General features: G+C 63.9%; 10 protein-coding genes. 3 read left to right on the top strand and 7 right to left on the bottom strand.

Annotated elements, in window-relative coordinates; translation table 11 throughout:
• Positions 1-31: 31 nt before the first annotated feature.
• Entirely contained in the window at positions 32-583 is a 552-nt protein-coding gene (locus FQ668_RS20165; RefSeq protein WP_019437882.1) for an exonuclease domain-containing protein, read from the bottom strand.
• A gap of 171 nt (positions 584-754) precedes the next feature.
• Here FQ668_RS20165 and FQ668_RS20160 point away from each other — a divergent pair, with 171 nt between their 5' ends.
• The gene (locus tag FQ668_RS20160; protein ID WP_019437881.1) at positions 755-1,555 is read left to right on the top strand and encodes an ABC transporter substrate-binding protein; all 801 of its coding nucleotides are present in this window, start codon (positions 755-757) and stop codon (positions 1,553-1,555) included.
• 63 nt (positions 1,556-1,618) lie between these two features.
• Positions 1,619-2,632, top strand: a complete 1,014-nt coding sequence (locus tag FQ668_RS20155) for a GNAT family N-acetyltransferase (protein ID WP_014590234.1) — start codon at positions 1,619-1,621, stop codon at positions 2,630-2,632.
• Between the two features lie 227 nt (positions 2,633-2,859).
• Here FQ668_RS20155 and FQ668_RS20150 read toward each other — a convergent pair whose 3' ends face one another.
• Positions 2,860-3,390: an RNA polymerase factor sigma-70 gene (locus FQ668_RS20150; protein ID WP_010954997.1), complete on the bottom strand. Its 531-nt coding sequence runs from the start codon at positions 3,388-3,390 to the stop codon at positions 2,860-2,862.
• A 305-nt stretch (positions 3,391-3,695) separates the two neighbouring features.
• On the opposite strand from FQ668_RS20150, the gene FQ668_RS20145 reads away from it, so the two are divergent.
• The gene (locus FQ668_RS20145; RefSeq protein WP_144180602.1) at positions 3,696-16,649 is read left to right on the top strand and encodes a non-ribosomal peptide synthetase; all 12,954 of its coding nucleotides are present in this window, start codon (positions 3,696-3,698) and stop codon (positions 16,647-16,649) included.
• A gap of 42 nt (positions 16,650-16,691) precedes the next feature.
• On the opposite strand, the gene FQ668_RS20140 is transcribed toward FQ668_RS20145, so the two are convergent.
• From FQ668_RS20140 to dsbD, 5 genes are all read right to left on the bottom strand, one after another.
• The gene (locus tag FQ668_RS20140; RefSeq protein WP_019437878.1) at positions 16,692-17,393 is read right to left on the bottom strand and encodes an ATP-binding cassette domain-containing protein; all 702 of its coding nucleotides are present in this window, start codon (positions 17,391-17,393) and stop codon (positions 16,692-16,694) included.
• Positions 17,393-18,130 (bottom strand): hypothetical protein, encoded by a 738-nt coding sequence (locus FQ668_RS20135; protein ID WP_019437877.1) that lies wholly within the window; start codon positions 18,128-18,130, stop codon positions 17,393-17,395. The genes FQ668_RS20140 and FQ668_RS20135 overlap by 1 nt, the downstream gene beginning before the upstream one ends.
• An 830-nt stretch (positions 18,131-18,960) precedes the next feature.
• The gene (gene dsbG / locus FQ668_RS20125) at positions 18,961-19,719 is read right to left on the bottom strand and encodes a thiol:disulfide interchange protein DsbG (RefSeq protein WP_019437875.1); all 759 of its coding nucleotides are present in this window, start codon (positions 19,717-19,719) and stop codon (positions 18,961-18,963) included.
• Between the two features lies 1 nt (position 19,720).
• A complete protein-coding gene (locus FQ668_RS20120) occupies positions 19,721-20,557 on the bottom strand; it encodes a TlpA disulfide reductase family protein (RefSeq protein ID WP_014590239.1) in 837 nt (278 codons plus the stop codon).
• A complete protein-coding gene (gene dsbD, locus FQ668_RS20115) occupies positions 20,557-22,272 on the bottom strand; it encodes a protein-disulfide reductase DsbD (RefSeq protein ID WP_019437874.1) in 1,716 nt (571 codons plus the stop codon). The genes FQ668_RS20120 and dsbD overlap by 1 nt, the downstream gene beginning before the upstream one ends.
• Positions 22,273-23,127 lie beyond the last annotated feature (855 nt).

The raw sequence follows: 23,127 nt of genomic DNA, 5'->3' as shown, positions 1-23,127 counted from the left end.
TGCCCAAGCCCACAGGCGTCGTCATCTGCTTTCAGGGGCTGTTGGCGGGCAGGGTCAACGGTAATAGCCGCGCCGTGTTGCGCGCATCTTCCAGGGCCCTGTGCTGCTGCCCGCAAAAGTGCATGCCGGCCAGTTGCAGGGCGCCGTTCAGGCCGGTGGGGCGCTGCAGGTGGCGGGCCTTGGCAAAGCGTTGCTTGAGGTTGATGTGCGGCAATGTGCGCAGCAGGCTATCGAGGCTGTGCTGTTGCCACTCCTGGTGCAGTTGCTGGCGGTCGTAGTCGCCCCAGCTGACCCAGGCCTGAAGCTGCCCGCGGTGGTGCCCCAGCCAGCGCTCGAAGCTTGCCCACACCTCGCGAAACGGCGCGGCGCTGTCCACGTCGGCCTGGCTGATGTGGGTCAGCTCACGGCAGAACGGGGTCAGCTGCGGCCGCCGCCGTGGCTTTACAAAACGCTGGAAATGGTCGACCTCGCGGCCTTCGCGGGTAACCAGGCTTGCGCCGATTTCAATGACTTCCATCTCTGTGACCGGCCACCCACCATCGTCGGTGGTGGCTTCCAGGTCGATCACCAACCAATGGCCCATACCAGGCTCCCCTGCAGATCCTGCTAGAGCGTAGCCAATGTCCGGGCATACGGCATCCTATGGCATTTTGCCGCCTGCTTTGGCACAAAGAGCAGGCGTCAGTAGTTGTGTCGCCCCTGGAAAACGCCTAGCTTAAGCGCATACAGGCATAAACCGTGATGAGTGTCCGTCTTGACTCCAGCGCCCGGCCTCAAGGCCTTGTCCACCCTGATGCTGCTGGCCGTGTTCTGGTTGGCGGCACCGGTATGGGCTGGCGAGGCGGTTGAAGTGAAGATTGGCGCAGCCCATTTCCCGCCTTACACAGTGCGCCCCGAGCAAGGTGCCGATACCGGTTTGCTGCCGCAGTTGGTCGATGCACTCAACCGGGCGCAGCAGCACTATCACTTCGTTCTGGTGCCTACGTCTATCCAGCGGCGCTTCGGTGACTTCCAGCAGGGCCGCACCGACATGGCTATTTTCGAGAACCCACAATGGGGCTGGGAGCAGATTGCTCATCAGACCGTGGACATGGGCCTGGAAGATGCCGAAGTGTTCGTCGCCCGCAAGGCAAACGGCAATGATCCGCATTATTTCGATGACCTGCGCGGCAAACGCCTTGCCTTGTTCAACGGCTACCACTACGCGTTCGCCAGCTTCAACACTGACCCGGACTACCTGCGCAAGACATACAACGCGACCCTGACCTATTCCCATGACAGCAACCTGCTGATGGTGCTGGCCGGCCGCGCCGATATTGCCCTGGTCACGCGTTCCTACCTCAGCGACTTCCTGGCACGCAACCCGGCGAGCAGGGCGCAGCTGGTGCCTTCGCAACGCATTGACCAGGTCTATCACCACTACGCTTTGCTGCGCCCGGGGTCGCCTATTGGCGAGCAGTCGTTCGCTGCCCTGCTGCGTGGCCTGCGTGACAGCGGTGAACTGGCGCGCATCTTCGAGCCGTACCGCATCACGGTGGCTGCACCGCAAGACTAAATTCCCGTGTTGCGGCAACGTTCCCTGCAGTGTGCCTTTTCTTCATTTTCGTGAGTCAAGCCCATGCCGTTCGATGCCGCTTCGCAGCCACAGTCACCGCCACGCTGGCGCAGCCTCAGTGCCGAGGAGGGCGACAGCTGGCTAAGCCTGGCCCTTGAAGGCCGCCCCCTGATCCAGTTGCGACTGGAGGCTGGCGCTTCTCTGCACGTTCACCTTGAGCGCTTTTGCCCCGAGCGCCCCTACCAAGCCTTGTGGGCCGCCTGTTATTGGTTGCTGTCGCGCGATACGGCCTGCCAGCGCCTGACCTGGCACCTGCCCGAAGTGTTGCCGCAGGCGTTGGCCAGTGGCCTGCTGCTGGCCGGTGAACAGCCTGGCCAGTACCTGTGCGAGCGCGCACTGTTCTGGCAACTGCCGCAGCCGTGGCTGGGCGAGTCGGTTGCCGGGGTATATCCGCAGCAGATGCAGATCAGCAACGGTAAGCGCCACCCGCGCCGGGCGCCCAAGCCGCGGGGCGAAGTGTACCGGCGCTTCGATGCGCGCTTGGGCAGTTGGGTATCGCTGCGTACCCTGGAGATCGAGCATGACCTGGAGCGTTTCAACCGCTGGCAGAACAACCCTCGCGTGGAGGCGTTCTGGCAGGAGGGTGGCACGCTGGCGCAGCACCGCGAATACTTGGCCAAGCTCGAAGCCGACCCGCATACGTTGACGTTGATCGGTTGTTTCGATGACGAGCCGTTTGCCTACTTCGAGGCGTACTGGGCCAAGGAGGACCGCATTGCCCCCTTCTACCCGGCCGATGACTACGACCGTGGTATCCATATGCTGGTGGGAGAGGAGAGCCACCGGGGGCCGCACAAGGTGGCCAGCTGGCTATCGGCGTTGGTGCACTACCTTTTCCTGGATGACCCGCGCACCCAGCGGGTGGTGGCCGAGCCGCGCGCCGACAATGGCAAGATGATTGGCTACATGCACGACCAATGTTTCCATTGCGACAAGGAGTTCGACTTTCCACACAAGCGGGCGGCGTTGATGATTCTGGGGCGGGAGAGGTTTTTCGATCGTTGCAAGCTGACGTAGGGGCTAGTGTGGTGTTTCACAAATAACGACCATAACTCGCGGCGCTTTTTGCACTCATGCGGCGTTGTCGCTCCTCGCCGTAGCTGGGCTACGACTCGTCGCGACGCCTTGCCTGAACGCAAAAATCGCTCGCGAGTTATTGGTCGTATTTGCAAAACACCACACTAGCGCTGCAAGCAAAAGCGAGAGCGATCCAGGTTCGCTCTCGCGTTTGCTTGAAGCTATCTTCAGGCCTGCCGACTGGCCGTCTTGCGGCAATGCACCAGTGCATCGCGGATCATGAAGTTGACCAAGGTCGGCGATACGCCCAGTTCCTTGGCAATGTCCTTCTGCGGCACGCCATTAAGGCGGTACATCTCGAAAGCATAGCGGGTGCGTGGCGGCAGTTCGTTCAAGGCCTCCGCGATGTCATTCAGCGCGGCGCGGTTGATGTGGGTGGCTTCGGGCGAGGCGTTCTGCACCACCACGTTCATGCCTTCCTCTTCACTACCGGAGTACTTCAGCTCCATCGCCTGCTTGCGATAGTGGTCGATCGCCAGGTTGCGCACGATCTGGAACAGGTAGCTCAGCTGGGCCTTGAACGATGAGGTGATCTGCGGGGCGGTGCTGAGCCGGAAAAAGGCATCCTGTACCACGTCCTCAGCCCGCGAGCGGCAGCCTGTGATGCGGGCGGCGATCTTGACCAGGATGCTGCGGTTGTCGACGAAGGCCTGCAGTAATGGTGAATCGCACTTACTTGTGGATAGTTGTTCCGCCATGGAAATCACCTTGTCACAGAGGGGAGAGGAGGCGCCCAAGGTTGGGAAGCTTCCTACGACGTGCGACAAACTATGCAAGATGATAATAATTGTCAAATGCGAAATGTAATTAGTATCTGTGGGTTTCAGTTCTAAAGCGCGGTTGGCTTTGGGGGTATGCCTTATCAACCCTTAAAGCCTGACCTGCCCGCTAATTTCTCTCCCTGCCCATCCGTTCCCCTGTGTACATCCCCGGTCGCATACGTTGCCCGCCCACGTTAGCGGAGCAGCTGTCAGACCTAACCAGACACTGGCAGGAACACCCAATGACGGACGCCTTCGAACTCCCGCTCTCGCTGGTCCAGGCCCTGGCGCAACGCGCCGCGCAGACCCCGGACAGGATTGCCCTGCGCTTTCTCGCCGACACGCCCGGTGAGCAGGCCGTGCTCAGCTACCGGGACCTCGACCAGCGTGCACGCACCATCGCCGCCGCCTTGCAGGCGCGCGCCAGCTTCGGTGACCGTGCCGTGCTGTTGTTCCCCAGCGGGCCAGATTACGTGGCGGCGTTCTTCGGCTGCCTGTATGCGGGCGTGATCGCGGTGCCGGCCTACCCGCCGGAGTCCGCGCGCCAGCAGCACCAGGAGCGTTTGCTGTCGATCATCGATGACGCCGAGCCGCGCCTGCTGCTGACCGTGGCGGCGCTGCACGACAGCCTGCAGGGCCTGGAAGCCCTGGCGGCGGACAATGTCCCCCAACTGCTGGCAGTGGATGGCTTGGACCCGGCCCTGGCTGCGAACTGGCGTGAACCCGTGCTCAAGGGCGATGACATCGCCTTCCTGCAGTACACCTCCGGCTCCACCGCGCTGCCCAAGGGCGTGCAGGTCAGCCATGGCAACCTGGTGGCCAACGAGCAACTGATCCGCCAAGGCTTTGGCATCGACCTCAACCCCGACGATGTGATCGTCAGCTGGCTACCGCTGTACCATGACATGGGCCTGATCGGCGGCCTGCTGCAGCCGATCTTCAGTGGCGTGCCTTGCGTGCTGATGTCGCCGGGGTACTTCCTGGCCCGGCCGTTGCGCTGGTTGCAGGCCATCAGCGAATACGGTGGCACCATCAGCGGCGGGCCCGACTTCGCTTATCGCCTGTGCAGCGAGCGGGTCAGCGAGGCTTCGCTGGCCGGGCTCGACCTGAGCCGCTGGCGCGTGGCCTATTCCGGCTCCGAGCCGATCCGCCAGGACAGCCTGGCCACCTTCGCCGACAAGTTCCAGGCCTGTGGCTTCGACCCGCAGAGCTTCTTCGCCAGTTATGGCCTGGCCGAAGCCACCCTGTTCGTTAGCGGCAGCCGTCGTGGCCAGGGTATCGCCGCGCTTGAGCTGGATGCCAAAGCCTTCGCCGCCAACCGCGCCGAACCCGGCACTGGCAGCGTGCTGATGAGTTGCGGCTTCCCGCAGCCGGGGCACGCGGTACGCATCGTCGAGCCGCAACAGTTGCAAGTGCTGGGCGACAACCAGGTGGGGGAAATCTGGGCAGGCGGCCCGAGCATCGCCCGGGGCTACTGGCGCAACCCAGAAGCCAGCGCTCGAACCTTCGTCGAAATGGACGGCCAGACCTGGCTGCGTACCGGCGACCTGGGCTTCATGCGTGACGGCGAGGTATTCGTCACCGGGCGTCTGAAGGACATGCTGATCGTGCGTGGGCAAAACCTGTACCCACAAGACCTGGAGAAAACCCTCGAGCGCGAAGTTCAGGTGCTGCGCAAAGGCCGGGTGGCGGTGTTCGCCGTCGAGCACCAAGGCGAGGAGGGCATCGGTGTCGCGGTGGAGATCAGCCGCAACGTGCGAAAGGCACTCAAGCCCCAGGACCTGATCAAGACCCTGCGCCAGGTCGTCGCCGACACCTGCCGACAGGCCCCGGCCGTGGTCCTGCTGCTGAACCCCGGCGCGCTGCCGAAGACCTCCAGCGGCAAGTTGCAGCGCTCTGCCTGCCGGCTGCGCATGGACGATGGCAGCCTGGACTGCTATGCCCGTTTCCCTGAGGTGAGCGAAGCCGGTACCCGTGCATCCGCTGGCGACGAGCTGCAAGCACGCATCGCCGCTGTGTGGCGCGACATCCTCAAGGTAGAGGCGGTGGCCGCGGACGACCACTTCCTGCTGCTGGGCGGTAACTCCATCGCCGCCACCCAGGCCACAGCGCGCCTGGCCGATGAGTTGGGTATCGACCTGAGCCTGCGTACCCTGTTCGAGGCGCCGGTACTGGCCGACTACAGCAAGGCCGTGGCACAGATCATCGCCGATGGCGCCGCTGGCACCGCAGCCATCACCACGCTGGAGCGCGCCCAGGCGTTGCCCCAGTCGCTGGCGCAAAACCGCTTGTGGCTGCTGTGGCTGCTGGAACCGCAATCAGCGGCCTACAACATTCCCGCCGGCTTGCACCTGCGTGGCGAGCTGGATGTCAATGCTCTGCAAGTGGCCTTCCAGGCACTGGTGGCGCGCCATGAATCGCTGCGTACCGTGTTCAGCGAAGAGAATGGCCAGGCGCTGCAGCGTATCCTGCCTCAACAGCCGTTCAGCCTGCACCGCCTGGACCTTGAAGGGCACTCGCCCGAGCAGGTTGCCGCACAGCGTGAAACCGAGGCCCGCCAGCCCTTCGACCTCACCCAGGGCCCGCTGCTGCGGGTAACCCTGGTGCGCCTGGGCGACGAAGAGCATCAGCTGTGGGTGACCCTGCACCACATCGTTGCCGACGGCTGGTCGCTGAACATCCTGCTCGAAGAATTCGCCAAGCTGTACGCCGCTCGCTGCCAAGGCCTGGAGGCCAACCTGGCGCCGCTGCCCCTGGGGTACGCCGACTACGGCAGCTGGCAGCGGCAATGGCTGGCTGACGGTGAAGCCGAACGCCAGTTGCAGTACTGGAAGGCACACCTTGGTGGTGAGCTGCCGGCGCTTGACCTGTGCACTGACCACCCGCGCGCCAGCCAGCGCGAGCACAGCGCTGCGCGCTTCAACCTCAAGGTGCCGGCCAGGCTTGGCGAAGCGCTCAAGGGCCTTGCCCACCAGCAGCAGGCCAGCCTGTTCATGGTCCTGCTGGCAGGTTGGCAGGCGCTGCTGCTGCGCTACAGCGGCCAGGCCGATATCCGCGTCGGCGTGCCCAACGCCAACCGCCCGCGCCTGGAAACCCAAGGCATGGTCGGTTTCTTCATCAATACGCAGGTGCTGCGCGCGCAATTCGATGGCCGTCACTCGTTTACCCAGTTGCTGACCCAGGTACGTCAGGCCACCTTGCAAGCCCAGGCTAATCAGGACCTGCCCTTCGAACAGCTTGTCGAAGCCCTGCCCGATGCGCGCGAGCAGGGCCTGTTCCAGGTCATGTTCAACCACCAGCAACGCGACCTGTCAGCCCTGCGGCGCCTGCCAGGGCTGTTGGCCGAAGAACTGGCGTGGCACAGCCGCGAAGCCAAGTTCGACTTGCAGTTGCACAGTGAGGAGGACCATCTGGGCCGCCTGAGCCTGGCCTTCGACTACGCCACGGAGCTGTTCGAAGCCAGCACCGTCGAACGTCTGGCCCATCACCTGCTGGCGCTGCTGGAACAGGTGTGTGCCGCGCCGCAGCAGGCGCTGGGCGACGTGCAATTGCTGGATGAGCCCGGCCGTGCGCAGCTGCTGGGTTGGGGCCAGGCACCGGCCGCCGCAGCGCAGCACCTGTTGGTCGAACAACTCAATGAGCAGGCACGCCTGACGCCGCAGCGCACCGCCCTGGTTTGGGACGGGGGCAGCCTGGATTACGCCGGGCTGCACCAGCAAGCCAACCGCCTGGCCCACTACCTGCGTGACAAAGGCGTCGGCCCCGATACCTGTGTGGCCATTGCCATCGAGCGCTCACCGCAATTGCTGGTCGGCCTGCTAGCCATTCTCAAGGCTGGCGGTGCCTACGTGCCGCTGGATGTCGATTACCCTGCCGAACGCCTGGCCTACATGCTGGCCGACTGCGACGCCCGGTTGCTACTGAGCCACAGCAGCCTGCTGGGCAAGCTGCCGCAGGTCGACGGTGTCAGCGCCATTGCCCTCGACCAGTTGCACCTGGACAGCTGGCCCAGCCATGCCCCCGGCCTGCACCTGCACGGCGACAACCTGGCCTACGTTATCTATACCTCCGGCTCCACCGGGCAGCCCAAGGGCGTAGGCAATACCCATGCGGCGTTGGCCGAGCGCCTGCAGTGGATGCAGACGACCTATGCGCTGAATGACAGCGACGTGCTGATGCAGAAGGCGCCGATCAGTTTCGACGTCTCGGTGTGGGAATGCTTCTGGCCGTTGGTCACCGGCTGCAAGCTGGTGCTCGCCGGCCCTGGTGAACATCGCGACCCGCAGCGTATCGCTGCCCTGGTGCAGGCTTATGGGGTGACTACGCTGCACTTTGTACCGCCGCTGTTGCAGGTGTTCGTCCAGGAGCCGCAGGCAGGTGCCTGCAGCAGCTTGCGCCGGGTGTTTTCGGGTGGCGAAGCGTTGTCCGCCACGCTGCGTGACCGCTTGCTGCAGGTGCTGCCGCAGGTGCAGCTGCACAACCGGTACGGCCCGACCGAAACCGCCATCAACGTCACCCACTGGCACTGCCAGGTGGCGGACGGCGAGCGCTCGCCCATCGGCCGCCCGCTGGGCAATGTGCTGTGCCGCGTGCTGGACGATGAGCTGGAACTGAGCGCCCCCGGTGTGCCGGGCGAGCTGTACCTCGGTGGCGCGGGCCTGGCCCGTGGTTACCTGGGCCGCCCCGGCCTCACTGCCGAGCGCTTCGTACCCCAGGCCGACGGCAATGGTCAGCGTCTGTACCGCAGTGGCGATCGCGCCCGCTGGCAGGTTCAGCTGGAGGCCCTGGAATACCTTGGTCGCCTCGACCAGCAGGTCAAGGTGCGCGGTTTCCGCGTCGAGCCCGAGGAAGTGCAGGCCTGCCTGCTGGCACAGGCGGGTGTGGAACAGGCGCTGGTGTTGATACACAAGGACGCCGTTGGCGCGCAACTGGTCGGCTATTACAGTGGCAGCGCCCAGCCTGCCGAGGTGCTGGCCGTGCTGGCTGAGCAATTGCCAGCCTACATGGTGCCGGCGCAACTCATCCCCTTGGCACAGATGCCACTGGGCCCCAGCGGCAAGGTCGACCGCAAGGCACTGCCTGCCCCAGTGTGGCAGCAGCGTGAGCATGTCGAGCCACGAACCGAGCTGCAACAACAGGTCGCGGCCATCTGGCGCGACGTGTTGAATCTGCCGCGCATTGGCCTGCAGGACGACTTCTTCGCCCTTGGTGGCCACTCGTTGCTGGCTACCCAGATCGTTTCACGCACCCGCCAGGCCTGCGATGTCGAGCTGCCGCTCAAGGCCCTGTTCGAAGCCAGCGAGCTGGGCGCCTTCTGTGCCGAGATCGCCCGCCTTCGCGCGGCCGGCGAGCGCAACCTGCAAGGTGCAATCACCCGTGTCGACCGCCGTCAGGCGGTGCCATTGTCGTACTCGCAGCAGCGAATGTGGTTCCTCTGGCAGATGGAGCCGGACAGCCCGGCGTACAACGTCGGCGGCATGGCACGCCTGCGCGGCACCCTGCACGTGGACGCCTTCGAGCGTGCACTGCAGGCGCTGATCGTGCGTCACGAAACCTTGCGCACCACATTCCCCAGCATCGACGGCGTGCCGTACCAGTGCGTGGCCGAAGACAGCGGCCTGCATCTGGACTGGCAAGACTTCAGCGCTTTGTCAGACGATGCCTGCCAGCAACGTTTGCAACAACTGGCCGACGACCAGGCGCACCAGCCCTTCGACCTGGAGCGGGGGCCGCTGCTGCGCGCGTGCCTGGTCAAGGCCAACGAGCGCGAGCACTTCTTTGTGCTGACGCTGCACCACATCGTCACCGAAGGCTGGGCCATGGACATCTTCGCCCGCGAGCTGGGCGAGCTGTACGAAGCCTTTGTCGATGACCGCGAGTCGCCACTGGCGCCGCTGCCGGTGCAGTACCTGGACTATAGCGTGTGGCAGCGGCAATGGCTGGAAAGCGGCGAGGGCGCTCGTCAACTGGCCTACTGGAAGCACCGCCTGGGCGACGAGCACCCGGTGCTGGCGTTGCCTGCCGACCGCCCGCGTCCGGCAGTCCAGAGCCACCGTGGCGAGCTGTACCGCTTCGAACTCGATCCGGCACTGGTGGCCCGCGTGCATGCTTTCAATAGCCAGCGCGGCCTGACCCTGTTCATGACCATGACCGCCACCCTGGCCGCCTTGCTGCACCGCTACAGCGGCCAGCGCGACCTGCGTATCGGCGCGCCGGTGGCCAACCGCATCCGCCCGGAAAGCGAAGGCCTGATCGGCGCTTTCCTCAACACCCAGGTGCTGCGCTGCCAGCTGGACGGCCAGATGACCGCCAGCGCGCTGCTGGAGCAGATTCGCCAGGCTGCCATCGAAGGCCAGTCGCACCAGGACCTGCCGTTCGACCAACTGGTAGAGGCCCTGCAGCCCCCACGCAGCAGTGCCTACAACCCGCTGTTCCAGGTGATGTGCAACGTGCAGCGCTGGGCCTTCCAGCAAAGCCGCACGCTGGCCGGCATGCAGGTGGATTACCTGGTCAACGATGCCAGCGCCACCAAGTTCGACCTTTACCTGGAGGTGACCGACCTGGACGGCCGGCTGGGCTGCTGCCTGACCTACAGCCGCGACCTGTTCGACGCGCCGCGTATCGCGCGCATGGCCGAGCACTGGCAACAACTGCTGGTCGGTTTGCTCGACAACCCGCAACACCGCCTGTGCGAACTGCCAATGCTGAGCAGTGCCGAGCGACAAGTGCTTACAGGCCAGTTGCAGGGCGAACACGATTTCGACCTTGGCCAGACCCTCCACGGTCTGTTCGCCGCCCAGGCCGCGCGCACGCCACAGGCTGGCGCGTTGACCTTCGCCGGCCAGCACTTGACCTACGCCGAGCTCGACCAGCAGGCCAACCGTCTGGCGCGTGCCCTGCGCGAACGGGGTGTCGGCCCGCAGGTGCGCGTGGGCCTGGCGCTGGAGCGCTCGCTGGAAATGGTCGTCGGCCTGCTGGCCATCCTCAAGGCCGGCGGCGCCTATGTACCGCTCGACCCCGAGTACCCGCTCGACCGCCTGCGCTACATGATCGAAGACAGCCGCATCGGCTTGCTGCTCAGCCAGCGTGCGCTGCTGCACACCCTGGGCGAGCTGCCTGAAGGCGTGGCCAGCTGGAGCCTGGAAGACGATGCCGCCAGCCTGGCGGCCTACAGCGATGCGCCGCTGGACAACCTCAGCCTGCCGCAGCACCAGGCTTACCTGATCTACACCTCAGGCTCCACCGGCAAACCCAAGGGCGTGGTGGTCAGCCATGGCGAGTTCGCCATGCACTGCCAGGCGGTGATCGCTGCATTCGGCATGCGCAGCGATGACTGCGAGCTGCATTTCTATTCGATCAACTTCGACGCTGCCAGCGAGCGACTGTGGGTGCCGCTGTTGTGTGGTGCGCGTGTGGTGCTGCGCGCCCAGGGGCAGTGGGGCGCCGAGGACATCTGCCAGTTGGTGCGCGAGCAGCAGGTAAGCATTCTGGGCTTTACCCCCAGCTACGGCAGCCAGCTGGCGCAGTACCTGGGCGGGCGGGGCGAACAATTGCCGGTACGCCTGGTGATTACCGGGGGCGAAGCGCTGACCGGCGAGCACCTGCAACGCATCCGCCAGGCCTTTGCACCGCAGCAGTGCTTCAATGCCTACGGCCCGACCGAAACCGTGGTCATGCCGCTGGCGTGCCTGGCGCCAGACGCGTTGCCAGCAGACCTTGGCAGCGTACCAATCGGCCGCGTCATCGGTAGCCGTACGGCCTATATCCTCGACGAGGATCTGGCCTTGTTGCCGCAAGGCGGCATTGGCGAACTGTATGTCGGCGGCGCCGGCCTGGCCCAGGGTTATCACGACCGGCCAGGCCTCACTGCCGAGCGCTTTGTCGCCGACCCGTTCAGTGCCAAAGGCGGGCGCCTGTACCGTACCGGAGACCTGGTACGCCTGGGTACCGATGGCCTGGTGGAGTATGTCGGCCGTGCCGACCAGCAGGTGAAGATCCGCGGCTTCCGCATCGAACTGGGCGAAATCGAGAGCCGCTTGCAGGCGCACCACGATGTCGACGAGGCCGTTGTGCTGGCGCTGGACTTGCCGGGCGGCAAGCAGTTGGTGGGCTATCTGGTGTGCAGGCAGGCCACCGCCAGTAGCGACGCGCAACAACTGCTGCGCGAAGCGGTGAAAGCCGATGCCCGCCAGCACCTGCCCGACTACATGGTGCCTGCGCACCTGGTGCTGCTCGATAGCCTGTCGCTGATGGGCAACGGCAAGCTCGACCGCCGTGCGCTGCCGCTGCCGGACCTTGAGCAGGCGCGGCAGCAATACCAGTCCCCTGGCAATGAGGTGGAAGCACAGCTGGCGCAGATCTGGCGCGAGGTGCTCAACGTTGCCCGGGTCGGCGTGCAGGACAACTTCTTCGAGCTGGGGGGCGACTCGATCCTGTCGATTCAGGTGGTCAGCCGCGCCCGGCAGGCCGGCTTGCAATTCACGCCGCGCGACCTGTTCCAGCATCAGACCATCCAGACCCTGGCAGCTGTGGTTCAGCTCAGCGAAGCCGTGAGCACGGTGGAGCAGGGACTGCGCCAGGGCCAGGCCGGGTTGACGCCGATCCAGCACTGGTTCTTCGACAGTGACGTGCCACAGCCGCAACACTGGAACCAGGCCGTGCTGCTGGAGGTGCGCCACCCCTTGGTTGAGGCCACCCTTGAACAGGCGTTGGCTGCGCTGGTGCAGCACCATGACAGCCTGCGTCTGCGCTTCAGCGACGCCCAGGGCCGCTGGCAGGCGCAGTACGCGCAGCCTGGTGCCGAGCAACTGCTGTGGAGCGCCACTGTCGCCGATTTCAATGATTGCCAGGCACTCTACACTGACGTGCAGCGCAGCCTGGACCTGCAACAGGGGCCGCTGCTGCGCGCCTTGCTGGTGCGTGACGGGCAGGGCACCCAGCGGTTGTTGCTGGCGATCCATCACCTGGTGGTCGATGGTGTGTCCTGGCGGGTGCTGCTGGAAGACCTGCAGGCGCTGTATCGTGGCCAGCCTCTGCCGGCCAAGACCCACGCCGTCGGCGACTGGGCCGCGCGCCTGGCCAGCTACGCCGGCAGCGATTCGCTACGTGACGAACTGGCTTGGTGGCAAGGCCAGCTGGGCGGTGTGCGTCGCGAATTGCCGTGCGACCATCCGCAGGGCGGCAATTTGCATCGCCATGCTCAAACCCTGGCCATCGGCCTGGACGTGGAGCAAACCCGACAGCTGTTGCAACTGGCCCCGGCGGCTTACCACACCCAGGTCAACGACCTGCTGTTGACTGCACTGGCGCGGGCCTTGTGCCGCTGGAGCGGCGATGAAGAAGTGCTGGTGCAGCTTGAAGGCCATGGCCGTGATGGGCTGTTCGAAGACATGGACCTGACCCGCAGCGTCGGCTGGTTCACCAATGCCTACCCACTGAGCCTGCGTCCGCTGCCAGGTGAAGACGACGCGGCGCGGGCCGGTTCGATCAAGCGCATCAAGGAACAACTGCGCCAGGTGCCGCACAAGGGCCTGGGCTACGGCGTACTGCGCTACCTGGCGGATGCCGCCGGGCGCGAGCAGATGGCGGCCTTGCCGCAGGCGCGCATCACCTTCAACTACCTGGGCCAGTTCGACCAGCAGTTCGACAGTGCGGCCTTGTTCCAGCCCCTGGAGGCCCCGGCCGGGTTGGCCCATGACCTCGATGCGCCGTTGCCCAACTGGTTGAGCGTCGATGGCCAGGTGTATGGCGGTGCTCTGCAACTGCGCTGGACCTTCAGCGCCGAGCGCTACGATCAGCAGACCATCGCGGGTCTGGCCGAGGCCTATCGTCAGGAGCTGCTGGCGCTGGTCGCGCATTGCCTGGCCGATGGCAATGGCAGCTTCACCCCATCGGACTTCCCGCTGGCGCACCTGACTCAGGAGCAGATCGACGCATTGCCGGTACCGGCCGCGCAGATCGAGGACGTTTACCCGCTGACGCCGATGCAGGAAGGCATGCTGCTGCACACCCTGCTGGAGCCGGGCACTGGCCTGTACTACATGCAGGACCGCTACCGCATCAACAGCGCCCTCGACCCCGAGCGTTTCGCCCAGGCCTGGCAGGCCGTGGTGGCGCGCCACGAAGCGTTGCGCGCCTCGTTCAGCTGGAACAGCGGCGAGGCGATGCTGCAGATCATCCACAAGCCGGGCAACCTGGCGGTGGACTACCAGGACTGGCGCGGCCTTGCTGAGGATGCCCAGGAGCAGCGCCTGCAGGCCCTGCACAAGCAGGAGCGCGAGGCCGGCTTTGCCTTGCTCAGCGAAGCACCGTTCCACCTGCGCCTGGTGCGCGTGGCCGATGAACGCTACTGGTTCATGATGAGCAACCACCACATCCTTATCGATGCCTGGTGCCGCTCGCTGTTGATGAACGATTTCTTCGAGGTCTACCAGGCCCTTGGCGAAGGCCGTCAGGCCCAACTGCCGGTGCCACCGCGTTACCGCGATTACATCGGTTGGCTGCAGCGCCAGGGCCTGGACGATGCACGCGCCTGGTGGCAGGCCAACCTGGCTGGCTTCGAACGTGCCACAGCCATCCCGAGCGACCGCCCGCTGCGCCATGACCACGCCGGTAGCGGCATGGTCGTCGGCGACTGCTACACCCGCCTGGAGATGAGTGATGGTGTGCGTCTGCGTGAACTGGCCCAGGCTCATCAGCTCACCGTCAACACCTTCGCCCAGGCGGCCTGGGCCTTGGTGTTGGCGCGTTACAGCGGCGACCGCGATGTGGCCTTTGGCGTGACCGTGGCCGGGCGCCCGGTGAGCATGCCGCAGATGCAGCGCACCGTTGGCCTGTTCATCAACAGCGTGGCCCTGCGCGTGCAGTTGCCCATCGCTGGTGAGCGCTGCAGCGTACGCCAGTGGCTGCAGGGCCTGCTGCAAAGCAACATGGAACTGCGCGAGTACGAATACCTGCCGCTGGTGGCGATCCAGGCGTGCAGCGAGCTGCCCAAGGGCCAGCCGCTGTTCGACAGCCTGTTCGTGTTCGAGAATGCGCCGGTTGAAACCGCCGTGCTCGATCACGCCCAGCACCTGAACGCCAGCTCCGACTCGGGCCGTACCCACACCAACTTCCCGCTGACGGCGGTGTGCTACCCGGGTGATGACCTGGGCCTGCACCTGTCGTTCGACCAGCGCTACTTTGACTACCCGACCGTCGAGCGCCTGCTGGCCGAATTCAAGCGCCTGCTGCTGGCGCTGGTACAAGGCTTTGAAGGGGAGGTGAGCGAGCTACCGTTGCTGAGCGCCCAGGAGCAAGGCTTCCTGCTGGAGGATTGCAACCGGACCGAGCGGGTTTATCCGCTGGAACAGAGCTACATCGCGCAGTTCGAAGCGCAGGTCGTGGCGCATCCACAGCGTACCGTGGCCCGCTGCCTGGAGGCGTCCTACGATTACGCCGGGCTGAACCTGGCGGCCAACCGCCTGGGCCATGCGCTGGTGGCTGCCGGGGTCTGCGTGGACCAGCCAGTGGCACTGCTTGCCGAGCGTGGGTTGCCGCTGCTGGGCATGATTGTCGGCAGCTTCAAGGCCGGCGCCGGCTACCTGCCGCTGGACCCGGGCCTGCCGGCGGCGCGCCTGCAAAGCATCATCCAGCTCAGCCGCACGCCAGTGTTGGTGTGCAGCGCGGCCTGCGCCGAGCAGGGGCGGCAGTTGCTCGGTGAGCTGGAGGCTGCGCTGCGGCCGCAACTGCTGGTCTGGGAAGACGTCCAGGCCAACCCGATCGCAAGCCACAACCCGGGCATCCACAGTGGCCCGGACAACCTCGCCTATGTGATCTACACCTCAGGCTCGACCGGCCTGCCGAAAGGGGTGATGGTCGAGCAGCGCGGCATGCTCAACAACCAGCTGAGCAAGGTGCCTTACCTGGCGCTGAGCGAGCAGGACGTGATCGCCCAGACCGCCTCGCAAAGCTTCGACATCTCGGTCTGGCAGTTCCTGGCTGCGCCGCTGTTCGGCGCCAAGGTAGAGATCGTGCCTAACGCCATCGCCCACGACCCGCAGGGCCTGCTGGCGCACGTGCAGGCCACCGGCATCACCGTGCTGGAGAGCGTGCCGTCCCTGATCCAGGGCATGCTGGCCAGCGACCACCAGGCCCTCGACGGCCTGCGCTGGATGCTGCCGACCGGCGAGGCCATGCCACCGGAGCTGGCGGCGCAGTGGCTGCAGCGCTACCCGCAGATCGGCCTGGTCAATGCCTATGGGCCGGCGGAGTGCTCGGATGACGTGGCGTTCTTCCGCGTCGATGCCGCCTCGACCCAAGGCAGCTACCTGCCAATCGGCACGCCCACCGATAACAACCGGCTGTACCTGTTCGGCGAGGACCAGGCGCTGGTGCCGCTGGGAGCGGTGGGCGAGCTGTGCGTGGCTGGTACGGGTGTAGGCCGTGGCTACGTCAGTGACCCGGTGCGCACGGCGCTGGCGTTCATTCCTCACCCTTACGGGGCACCGGGAGAGCGCCTGTACCGTACCGGTGACCTCGCACGGCAGCGCCTGGACGGTGTGCTGGAGTACGTCGGGCGCATCGACCATCAGGTGAAGATTCGCGGCTATCGCATCGAGCTGGGCGAGATCGAGGCCCGGCTGCATGAGCAGGCGGAAATTCGCGATGCCGCCGTGGCGGTGCAGGAGGGCGTGAACGGCAAGCATCTGGTTGGCTACCTGGTAGCGCACCAGGGCGTCAGTGCCGATGCCGCGTTGCTGGAGCAGGTCAAGCAACGACTGCGTGCCGAGTTGCCGGAGTACATGGTGCCGTTGCATTGGGGCTGGTTCGACAGCTTGCCGCACAACGCCAACGGCAAGCTCGACCGCAAGGCCTTGCCAGCCATCGACATCGGCGTCCAGTACAGTCAGGCCTATCAGGCGCCACGCAATGAATTGGAGGACGTGTTGGCGGGTATTTGGGCCGATGTGCTCAAAGCCGAGCGGGTGGGGGTGCACGACAACTTCTTCGAGCTGGGCGGGCATTCGCTGCTGGCCACGCAGATCGCTTCGCGGGTGCAGAAGCAGCTACAGCTGAACGTGCCGCTGCGGGCGATGTTCGAGTGCAGCACGGTGGAGGCGTTGGCCGAGTATGTTCAGGGGCTGCAGGGCAGTGCGCTGGATGATGACAAGGTCGACCGGCTCAGTGACCTGATGGCGGAGCTGGAGGGGCTGTGATGGGCAGGGGCGCCTGGCGCCCCCTCTCGATGGCCACGGTACTTAGACCGAAGCATTGATAAAGGCTTCATCCAGCGATTTGGCACGGTGGCGTTCCATGAACTGTCCACCACTGTCAAACGCTTCCAGTCGTTTGTTTGCGAGCATATAAAAGCGCTGGCAGTTTCTCGTGATTTCCTCTGTGTAATGAGAAGATATCAGCACGCTCGCACCTTCCGCGCACGCGCTTTTTATACCGAGCCATATATAATGTCGAAATTCAGGGTCTACGCCAGCCGTTGGCTCGTCAAGAATGATCAAGTCACTGTTTAAAAGCAACAAGGTCAGCGTGAAGTAGCTACGAATTTCACCGTAGCTGCAATTGGCGGCTTTTTTCTTGGCGATTTCTGCATATCGCTTGGACAGTGACGGGGACCATTTGGCTAGTTTCGAGAGAATCTCTGTGTGATCTGGGGAAGCGTTGGGGGTCAGGCTGGTGATAAGCTTGCCCGCTTCGTTCATACGTAGTAATGGGGGCAGTGTAAGGATTTGCGTCAAATAGGCCTGACGCTTGGATAAATTGGAAATGGCACCTTTTGCCGGTTTCTTTATTTTACAGATGAGGTCGAAAAGGGTTGTCTTTCCGGCCCCGTTGTTGCCCAGAATGCCGACCAGTTCCCCCGCTTTTATAGTGAGTTCAATGTCGTTCAGCAGCGGGTTTCCGCTGTATCCGAAGTGAAGGTTGTTTATAGTTAAAATGTCCATCAGTATCGGCTCCATATGGGTTGGATTCTGAAATACCTTCCGGTCAGGTATGTCGAGGCTGCAGAGGCCGAAAGTGCAATCAGGAAACTGCTGAGAAGGGGCATTTCGCCATGGAAGATCTGCGCGCTTAGAAAGAGCGGGTTGATCAGCGTTAGCGCCTGCGAAGCATCGTGCCCCAGCGTGGCGCCGGTGTATCCGGAGACCAGCATGAGAAATGACATGAGTGAGAAAAGTGTGCTGGCTGTGCTGAATTTTATCGGCAGCGCAGCGATCCCCAGGCCGATACAGGTGAACATGAGGTAGCTGGTGTAGAAGCATGCCATCAGATAGAGGAATTCAGGAAGTGAGTAGTGACCTCGTAAGGGTTTGGTCAAGAGGTAGAATAGCGTGGCGTACAGTGAGCTCAATAAGAAATAGCTGAGTGTATGGGCCGTCAGGAATAGCTTGATTGCGCCGTGTTGGTAGATGAAGGACCGCGTGAAGCCACTTTCCCTTCTGCCGATAAGGTAGAAGCTGAATCCAAAGAACGCGAGGGTGGCAGAGATGTATGAGTAGAACCAGGCGGCTGAAGCGGTATAGGTCGAGGCTGCATGCGTTGGCTGGGTAACGATGAAGAGTATGCAGGGGGCCAGTGCTGACCAAAGAAGCGATGTGGGCTCCCTCAAGTGCTCAGTGGTCAAGATTTTTGTGATGCTCGTGATTTTTTGTGCGCTGCGGATACAGTGGTTTGGATTCATGAGTAGACCATTTTGGTGTCATGGTTGCGGTGTTATTTGATTTCGCAGTGAGTGTAGAAGCCAATGCCATGAGGGTAATGCCATATTGATTTTCCATGAGTGTCTCCTGGTTGTTGGTGTGGTCTGAAATGTATGGGTATGGAGGTTTAGGCGTTCGGCGGTTTCAAGTCAATCTTTCGGTGGGGATGGCGTGGCTGGACGTGATATTGGAATGTTCGGTTTAAAGCTATTTTTGTGGGAAAATTCTTCAGAATGGTCTTGCTTAAACCTGATAGTGTTTTTTTTGGGGTTTATTTTTTCTTCTAATTGTGTAAGAAGTTTCTGTTTTTGATGCTCGAACGCTCTGTTGTGAGCGTCCGAGAGTTCTTTGTTGTGCGTGTGTGTAGGATTTGAATAAGGGAAGCAAGCAAACGATGTTTAACGACAGGGTGTGCCGAATAATTGTTTCTAGATATGTTGAGTGGCAGATTTAAATCTGCGCGAGGTAGATTTGCCCGGCTGGGAGACTTAATGCTTGCGTAAGAACGGCCTGCGCCCAATCACCAATGTGTCTCCACTCCCGATCAGCGTAGGAGCGGGTTTACCCGCGAATACAATGGCGGCGGCAACGGTGAACGGCTGGTGGAAATTGGCCAGCAGGTCCGGCCCTTTCGCGGGTAAACCCGCTCCTACACCCGACCGCGCAGGCCTTGCGATCACGGGCCTGGCGCAAAACCCAGCCGTTAGCGCGAGCCCCGTAGGAGCGGGTTCACCCGCGAACACCGGCGTAGCCGGAGCCATGCCCCGCGTCACCTGCTTCGCGGCGCTCGATCTGTGCCCCACCACATGCACTAGCGCTTGCCAAGAATCTTCCCCAGCATCTCCGGCCGTGGTGCCCCTTGCTGGCTTTGCAGGTTGCCTTGCTCATCCTGATAGAAAATGGCCGGAGTCGCCTGCAACCCCATCTCTTCCATCAACGCCATGTTCGCCGCCAGCTTCTGTTGCACAGCCTCTGGCACCTGTTCCAGCGCCTTCAGGGTGCTGGCCTTGCCGGCCTTCTCATGCTGTTGCAGTGCCTTGGCCGGGTCTTTCGCTGCCAGCAGCGCCGCCGACTTGCCCGGGCTGTCTTCGCGGATGATGCCGACCATGATATGGCGCAACTGCACCTTGCCCGACTCCACCCATGGCCGCGCCTGTTCCCAGAACATGTTGCAGTACGGGCAGTTCGGGTCGCTGAACAGGTACACCTTGCGCGGCGCATCGGCCTTGCCGTCGGCGATCCACGCGGTTTTTTCCATTTTCGCCCAGATTTCCTGGCTCATCGGCGCGTATACCAGCTTTTGCAGCGGCTCGGCGCTCAGGTCTTTGCCCTGTTCGTCGAACAGGCTGCCGACCAGTACATGCTTGCCGTCAGGGGTCAGGTACAGGGCCAGGGCGTTGTTCTGGTACTCGGCGGCATAACCGCGCAGGCCGTTGGGCGCATCGAAGCTGCCCTTGATCACGGCGCCCTTAGCTTGCAGCTGCTGAACCGCCTTGGGCAGTTCTTCGGCCTGCAGGGCAGGGGCGGCCAGCAGGGCCAGGGACAGGGGCAGCAGTGCAGTCAATCGCATGTCAGTTTCCTTGTGCGGCAGGGGCGGGCGCAATGGCCCGGTCGAAAGGTTCCAGGGCGTGGCGCAGGCTGGCCCGGGACAGTTCGCCCAGGTGGCTGCCGACCAGCCGCCCGTTGGCGTCGTAGAACAGGGTGGTGGGCAAGGCCATGGAGCCGACACGCTGGGCCAGCAGGCCGGTGCCGTCGAACAGCACGTGGGTCAGGCTCAGGCCGGTGGTGGCGAGGAAGGTGCTGACGTTTTCCGGGGTCTCGCCCTGGTTGACGAACAGGAAGGTCACGTGCGGGTAAGCGCTTTGTGCCTGTTGCAGCACTGGCATCTCACGCCGACACGGTGGGCACCAGGTGGCCCAGATGTTGATGACCAGCGGCTTGCCGCGGTAGCTGTGCAATGCCACGGCCTGGCCGCCAGCGTTGCGCAGGCTCAGTTCGGGCAGCTCGGTGCCTTTGCTGTACAGGTGGCCACCCAGACTGGCCAGGCCCCAGAACAGTGCGCCGCTGAACAGCGCCCAGCCTAGCGGGCGGCGCAGGCCGGGGTGGCGCCAGCTTTGCCACAGGGCTCCGAGCACGATGCCGGCAAGGCCCGACCAGAACAGGAAGCCGCCGTCACGGATGTCGATGATTTGCAGGGGGTCGTCCCGGTACATCGGCCAGTAGGCCAGTACGAAGCCGGCGCGGGCACACAGCAGGCCGATCAGGAACAGGTTGAACAGCGCCGATTCCGGGCTCTCGCCACCACGTCGGGCGACCCACCAGCCGACCACGCTGGCGATCACCAGGGCGGTGAGCATCAGCAGGTGGTTGAGGGCCATGGTCAGTGGCCCGAGTGTTACGGTCAGCATCAGCCTTGGCTCCTGGTCTGGATCCAGTGTTGCTGGAACGCTGCTGCGTCCACCTCACCGGTGATGCGCCGCGCGCGGCGTTCTTCGCCTTCCGGGCCGATCCAGATGATGCTGGGCGGGCCGGGTACTTGGTAGCGCTGCAGCAGGGCTTTGCTGGCGGGGCTGTCGGCGGTCACGTCCAGGCGCAGCAGGTGCACGCCGGCCAGGCCGGTCTGCACGTCGCTGCGGGCGAACACCTGTTTTTCCATGACTTTGCACGACACGCACCAGTCGGCATAGTAGTCGAGCATCACCCACTGGCCGCGGGCTTTGGCCGCGTCCAGCTCACGTTGCAGGTCCTCGGGGCGGCTGACGGTGACGAAGCTGTCCTCGGCATGCTGGCCAGCGGCCGCTGTGCTGCCACCCCCGGTGAACGGGCGTAGTGGCTGCCAGAGGTCGTCGCCGCCTGCTGCCGCACCGACCAGCAACAGGCCGCCCCACAGGGCGCCCAACAGCGGTACGGCGCGCAACGCCGGCAGCCGCTGCAGGGCCGGCCAGGCAGCCCAGGCCAGGGCGATCAGCCAGGCGCCGCTCAGTGCCAGCAGCAAGGTAGCAGGCAGCAGGCTGCGCACGGTGTACAGCGCCATGGCCAGGAACACGAAACCGAACACACCCTTGACCCGGTTCATCCACGCACCCGGGCGCGGCAGATAACGGTTGCCCAGGGTTACCAGCAACAGCAGCGGCACGCCCATGCCCAGGCCGAGGCTGAACAGCACCAGCGCGCCTTGCAGTACGTCACCGCTCTGCGCGATGTACAGCAGCGCACCGGCCAACGGCGCAGTCATGCACGGGCCGAGCAACAGGCCGGACAATGCCCCGAGCAGTGCCGCGCCGTACAGGTTGCCGCCACGGGTACCTTGCCCGGCGCGGTCCAGGCGGTCGCGCAGGGCGGCAGGCAGTTGCAGTTCGAAGACGCCGAACATCGGCAGGGCCAGCAGCACGAACAGCCCCGCCAGGCTGCCCAGCAGCCAGGGTTGCTGCAGCCAGGCCTGCAGGCTGGCACCCAGCAGGGCAGCAACCACCCCCAGCCCGGCGTACACCAGGGCCATGCTCAGCACATAGACCCCGGCCAGCAGCCAGCCGCGCCGGGCACTGGCGCCATTGCCCAGCACCAGCCCGGCAAGGATCGGCAGCATCGGCAACGAGCAGGGGGTGAAGGCCAGCAGCAGCCCAAGGCCGAAGAACGCCAGCAGGCTCCAGGCCAGGTGGCCTTGCTGAAGGCCGCTGGCCAGGGCCTGGTCGCTGGCTTGCTCGGCGGCAGGCGTTACGCTGCCACCCAAGTCGATCGAGGTGGTTTGCGGCGGGTAGCACAGACCGGCATCGGCACAGCCCTGCCAGCCCAGGCGCAACTGACCCTGGGCGTTGGCAGGCAATAGCAGTTCAAGCTGGTCGCGGTACACCGCGCTGTCGCCGAAGAACTCGTCGTGATGGTTGAGTGCCGGTGGCAGTTGCGGGTGTTGCTCGGTGGGCAGGCCATCGAACTTCAGGCGCTTCTGGTACAGGTAGTAGCCCGGCTTGATCTGGAAGTACAGGCGCATCTGGCCGTCGGCCTGGCGGTCGTGGGTGAGCACGAAGGCTTGGTCAACCGGCAGGAAGTCTGGTTTCACATCGAACGGGTTGGCTTGCAACGGGCCGGCCAGTAGGAGTGTGAGGAAGAGCAGGAGAACGCGCATGTCTTCGCCTTGGCAGATCTGGGAGTGGGGCCATGCTGACCGGGGTTGATTAAATGAAGGTTAACGCGGGTGTTGGGGTTGGGAGTGGGTCAGGAGTAGTAAGAGTTTGCTCTGGGTTTGCAGGGTCTTCGTTGTTGGATTTTCGAGGGGGGCGGCGTTGGAATTTTGAGGGGACCGCGTTGGAATTTTGAGGTGTTTGCCGGGGGATTTTCAGCGCCTGTGAGATCGAGCGCCGCCCGCGCGGCGCTTCGCGGGTAAACCCGCTCCTACGTTTGTTTCGGGCCAATTATTNGGTCGATGAGATCGAGCGCCGCCCGCGCGGCGCTTCGCGGGTAAACCCGCTCCTACGTTTGTTTCGGGCCAATTATTCCTGTGGGATTTGCGCGCGACCGCCTTGGCGCATGTCTCGATATCGCGTCGTACAAACAAGGCGGTCGCGCGCGACTGGTGCAGGAGGGACTGGCCCGAAACAAACGTAGGAGCGGGTTTACCCGCGAAGCGCCGCNAGGCGGTCGCGCGCGACTGGTGCAGGAGGGACTGGCCCGAAACAAACGTAGGAGCGGGTTTACCCGCGAAGCGCCGCGCGGGCGGCGCTCGATCTCACAGGCGCTGAAATTCTCCCGGCGAACACCTACCAGGCGCTGAAACTCTCCCGGCGAACACCTACCAGGCGCTGAAAATCTCCCGCCAAACACCTACCCGCCAAAGCGCGAATTCCGCCCCTTGCCCTATACACACCGCGACACATTGTCGGCTTGACTTTGCCTCTACCCACCCAATTGCTGTAAAGTTGACGCCAAGGTCAGCTTTTATCAAGCCAGGCCAAGAATCAAAAGAAAGGGCAGGCCCCAACTG

The sequence above is a fragment of the Pseudomonas sp. Kh14 genome (assembly GCF_900291005.1).
Lineage (GTDB): Bacteria > Pseudomonadota > Gammaproteobacteria > Pseudomonadales > Pseudomonadaceae > Aquipseudomonas > Aquipseudomonas alloputida.
The sequence above is the reverse complement of the archived record's forward strand: the minus strand, read 5'-3'. Positions and strand labels throughout refer to the sequence as shown.

Coding starts and splice junctions, on each gene's coding strand:
- FQ668_RS20165 (WP_019437882.1), bottom strand. CDS start 583: ATGGGCCATTGGTTGGTGATCGACCTGGAAGCCACCACCGACGATGGT.
- FQ668_RS20140 (WP_019437878.1), bottom strand. CDS start 17,393: ATGGACATTTTAACTATAAACAACCTTCACTTCGGATACAGCGGAAAC.
- FQ668_RS20145 (WP_144180602.1), top strand. CDS start 3,696: ATGACGGACGCCTTCGAACTCCCGCTCTCGCTGGTCCAGGCCCTGGCG.
- FQ668_RS20135 (WP_019437877.1), bottom strand. CDS start 18,130: ATGAATCCAAACCACTGTATCCGCAGCGCACAAAAAATCACGAGCATC.
- dsbD (WP_019437874.1), bottom strand. CDS start 22,272: ATGCGCGTTCTCCTGCTCTTCCTCACACTCCTACTGGCCGGCCCGTTG.
- FQ668_RS20150 (WP_010954997.1), bottom strand. CDS start 3,390: ATGGCGGAACAACTATCCACAAGTAAGTGCGATTCACCATTACTGCAG.
- FQ668_RS20120 (WP_014590239.1), bottom strand. CDS start 20,557: ATGCTGACCGTAACACTCGGGCCACTGACCATGGCCCTCAACCACCTG.
- FQ668_RS20155 (WP_014590234.1), top strand. CDS start 1,619: ATGCCGTTCGATGCCGCTTCGCAGCCACAGTCACCGCCACGCTGGCGC.
- dsbG (WP_019437875.1), bottom strand. CDS start 19,719: ATGCGATTGACTGCACTGCTGCCCCTGTCCCTGGCCCTGCTGGCCGCC.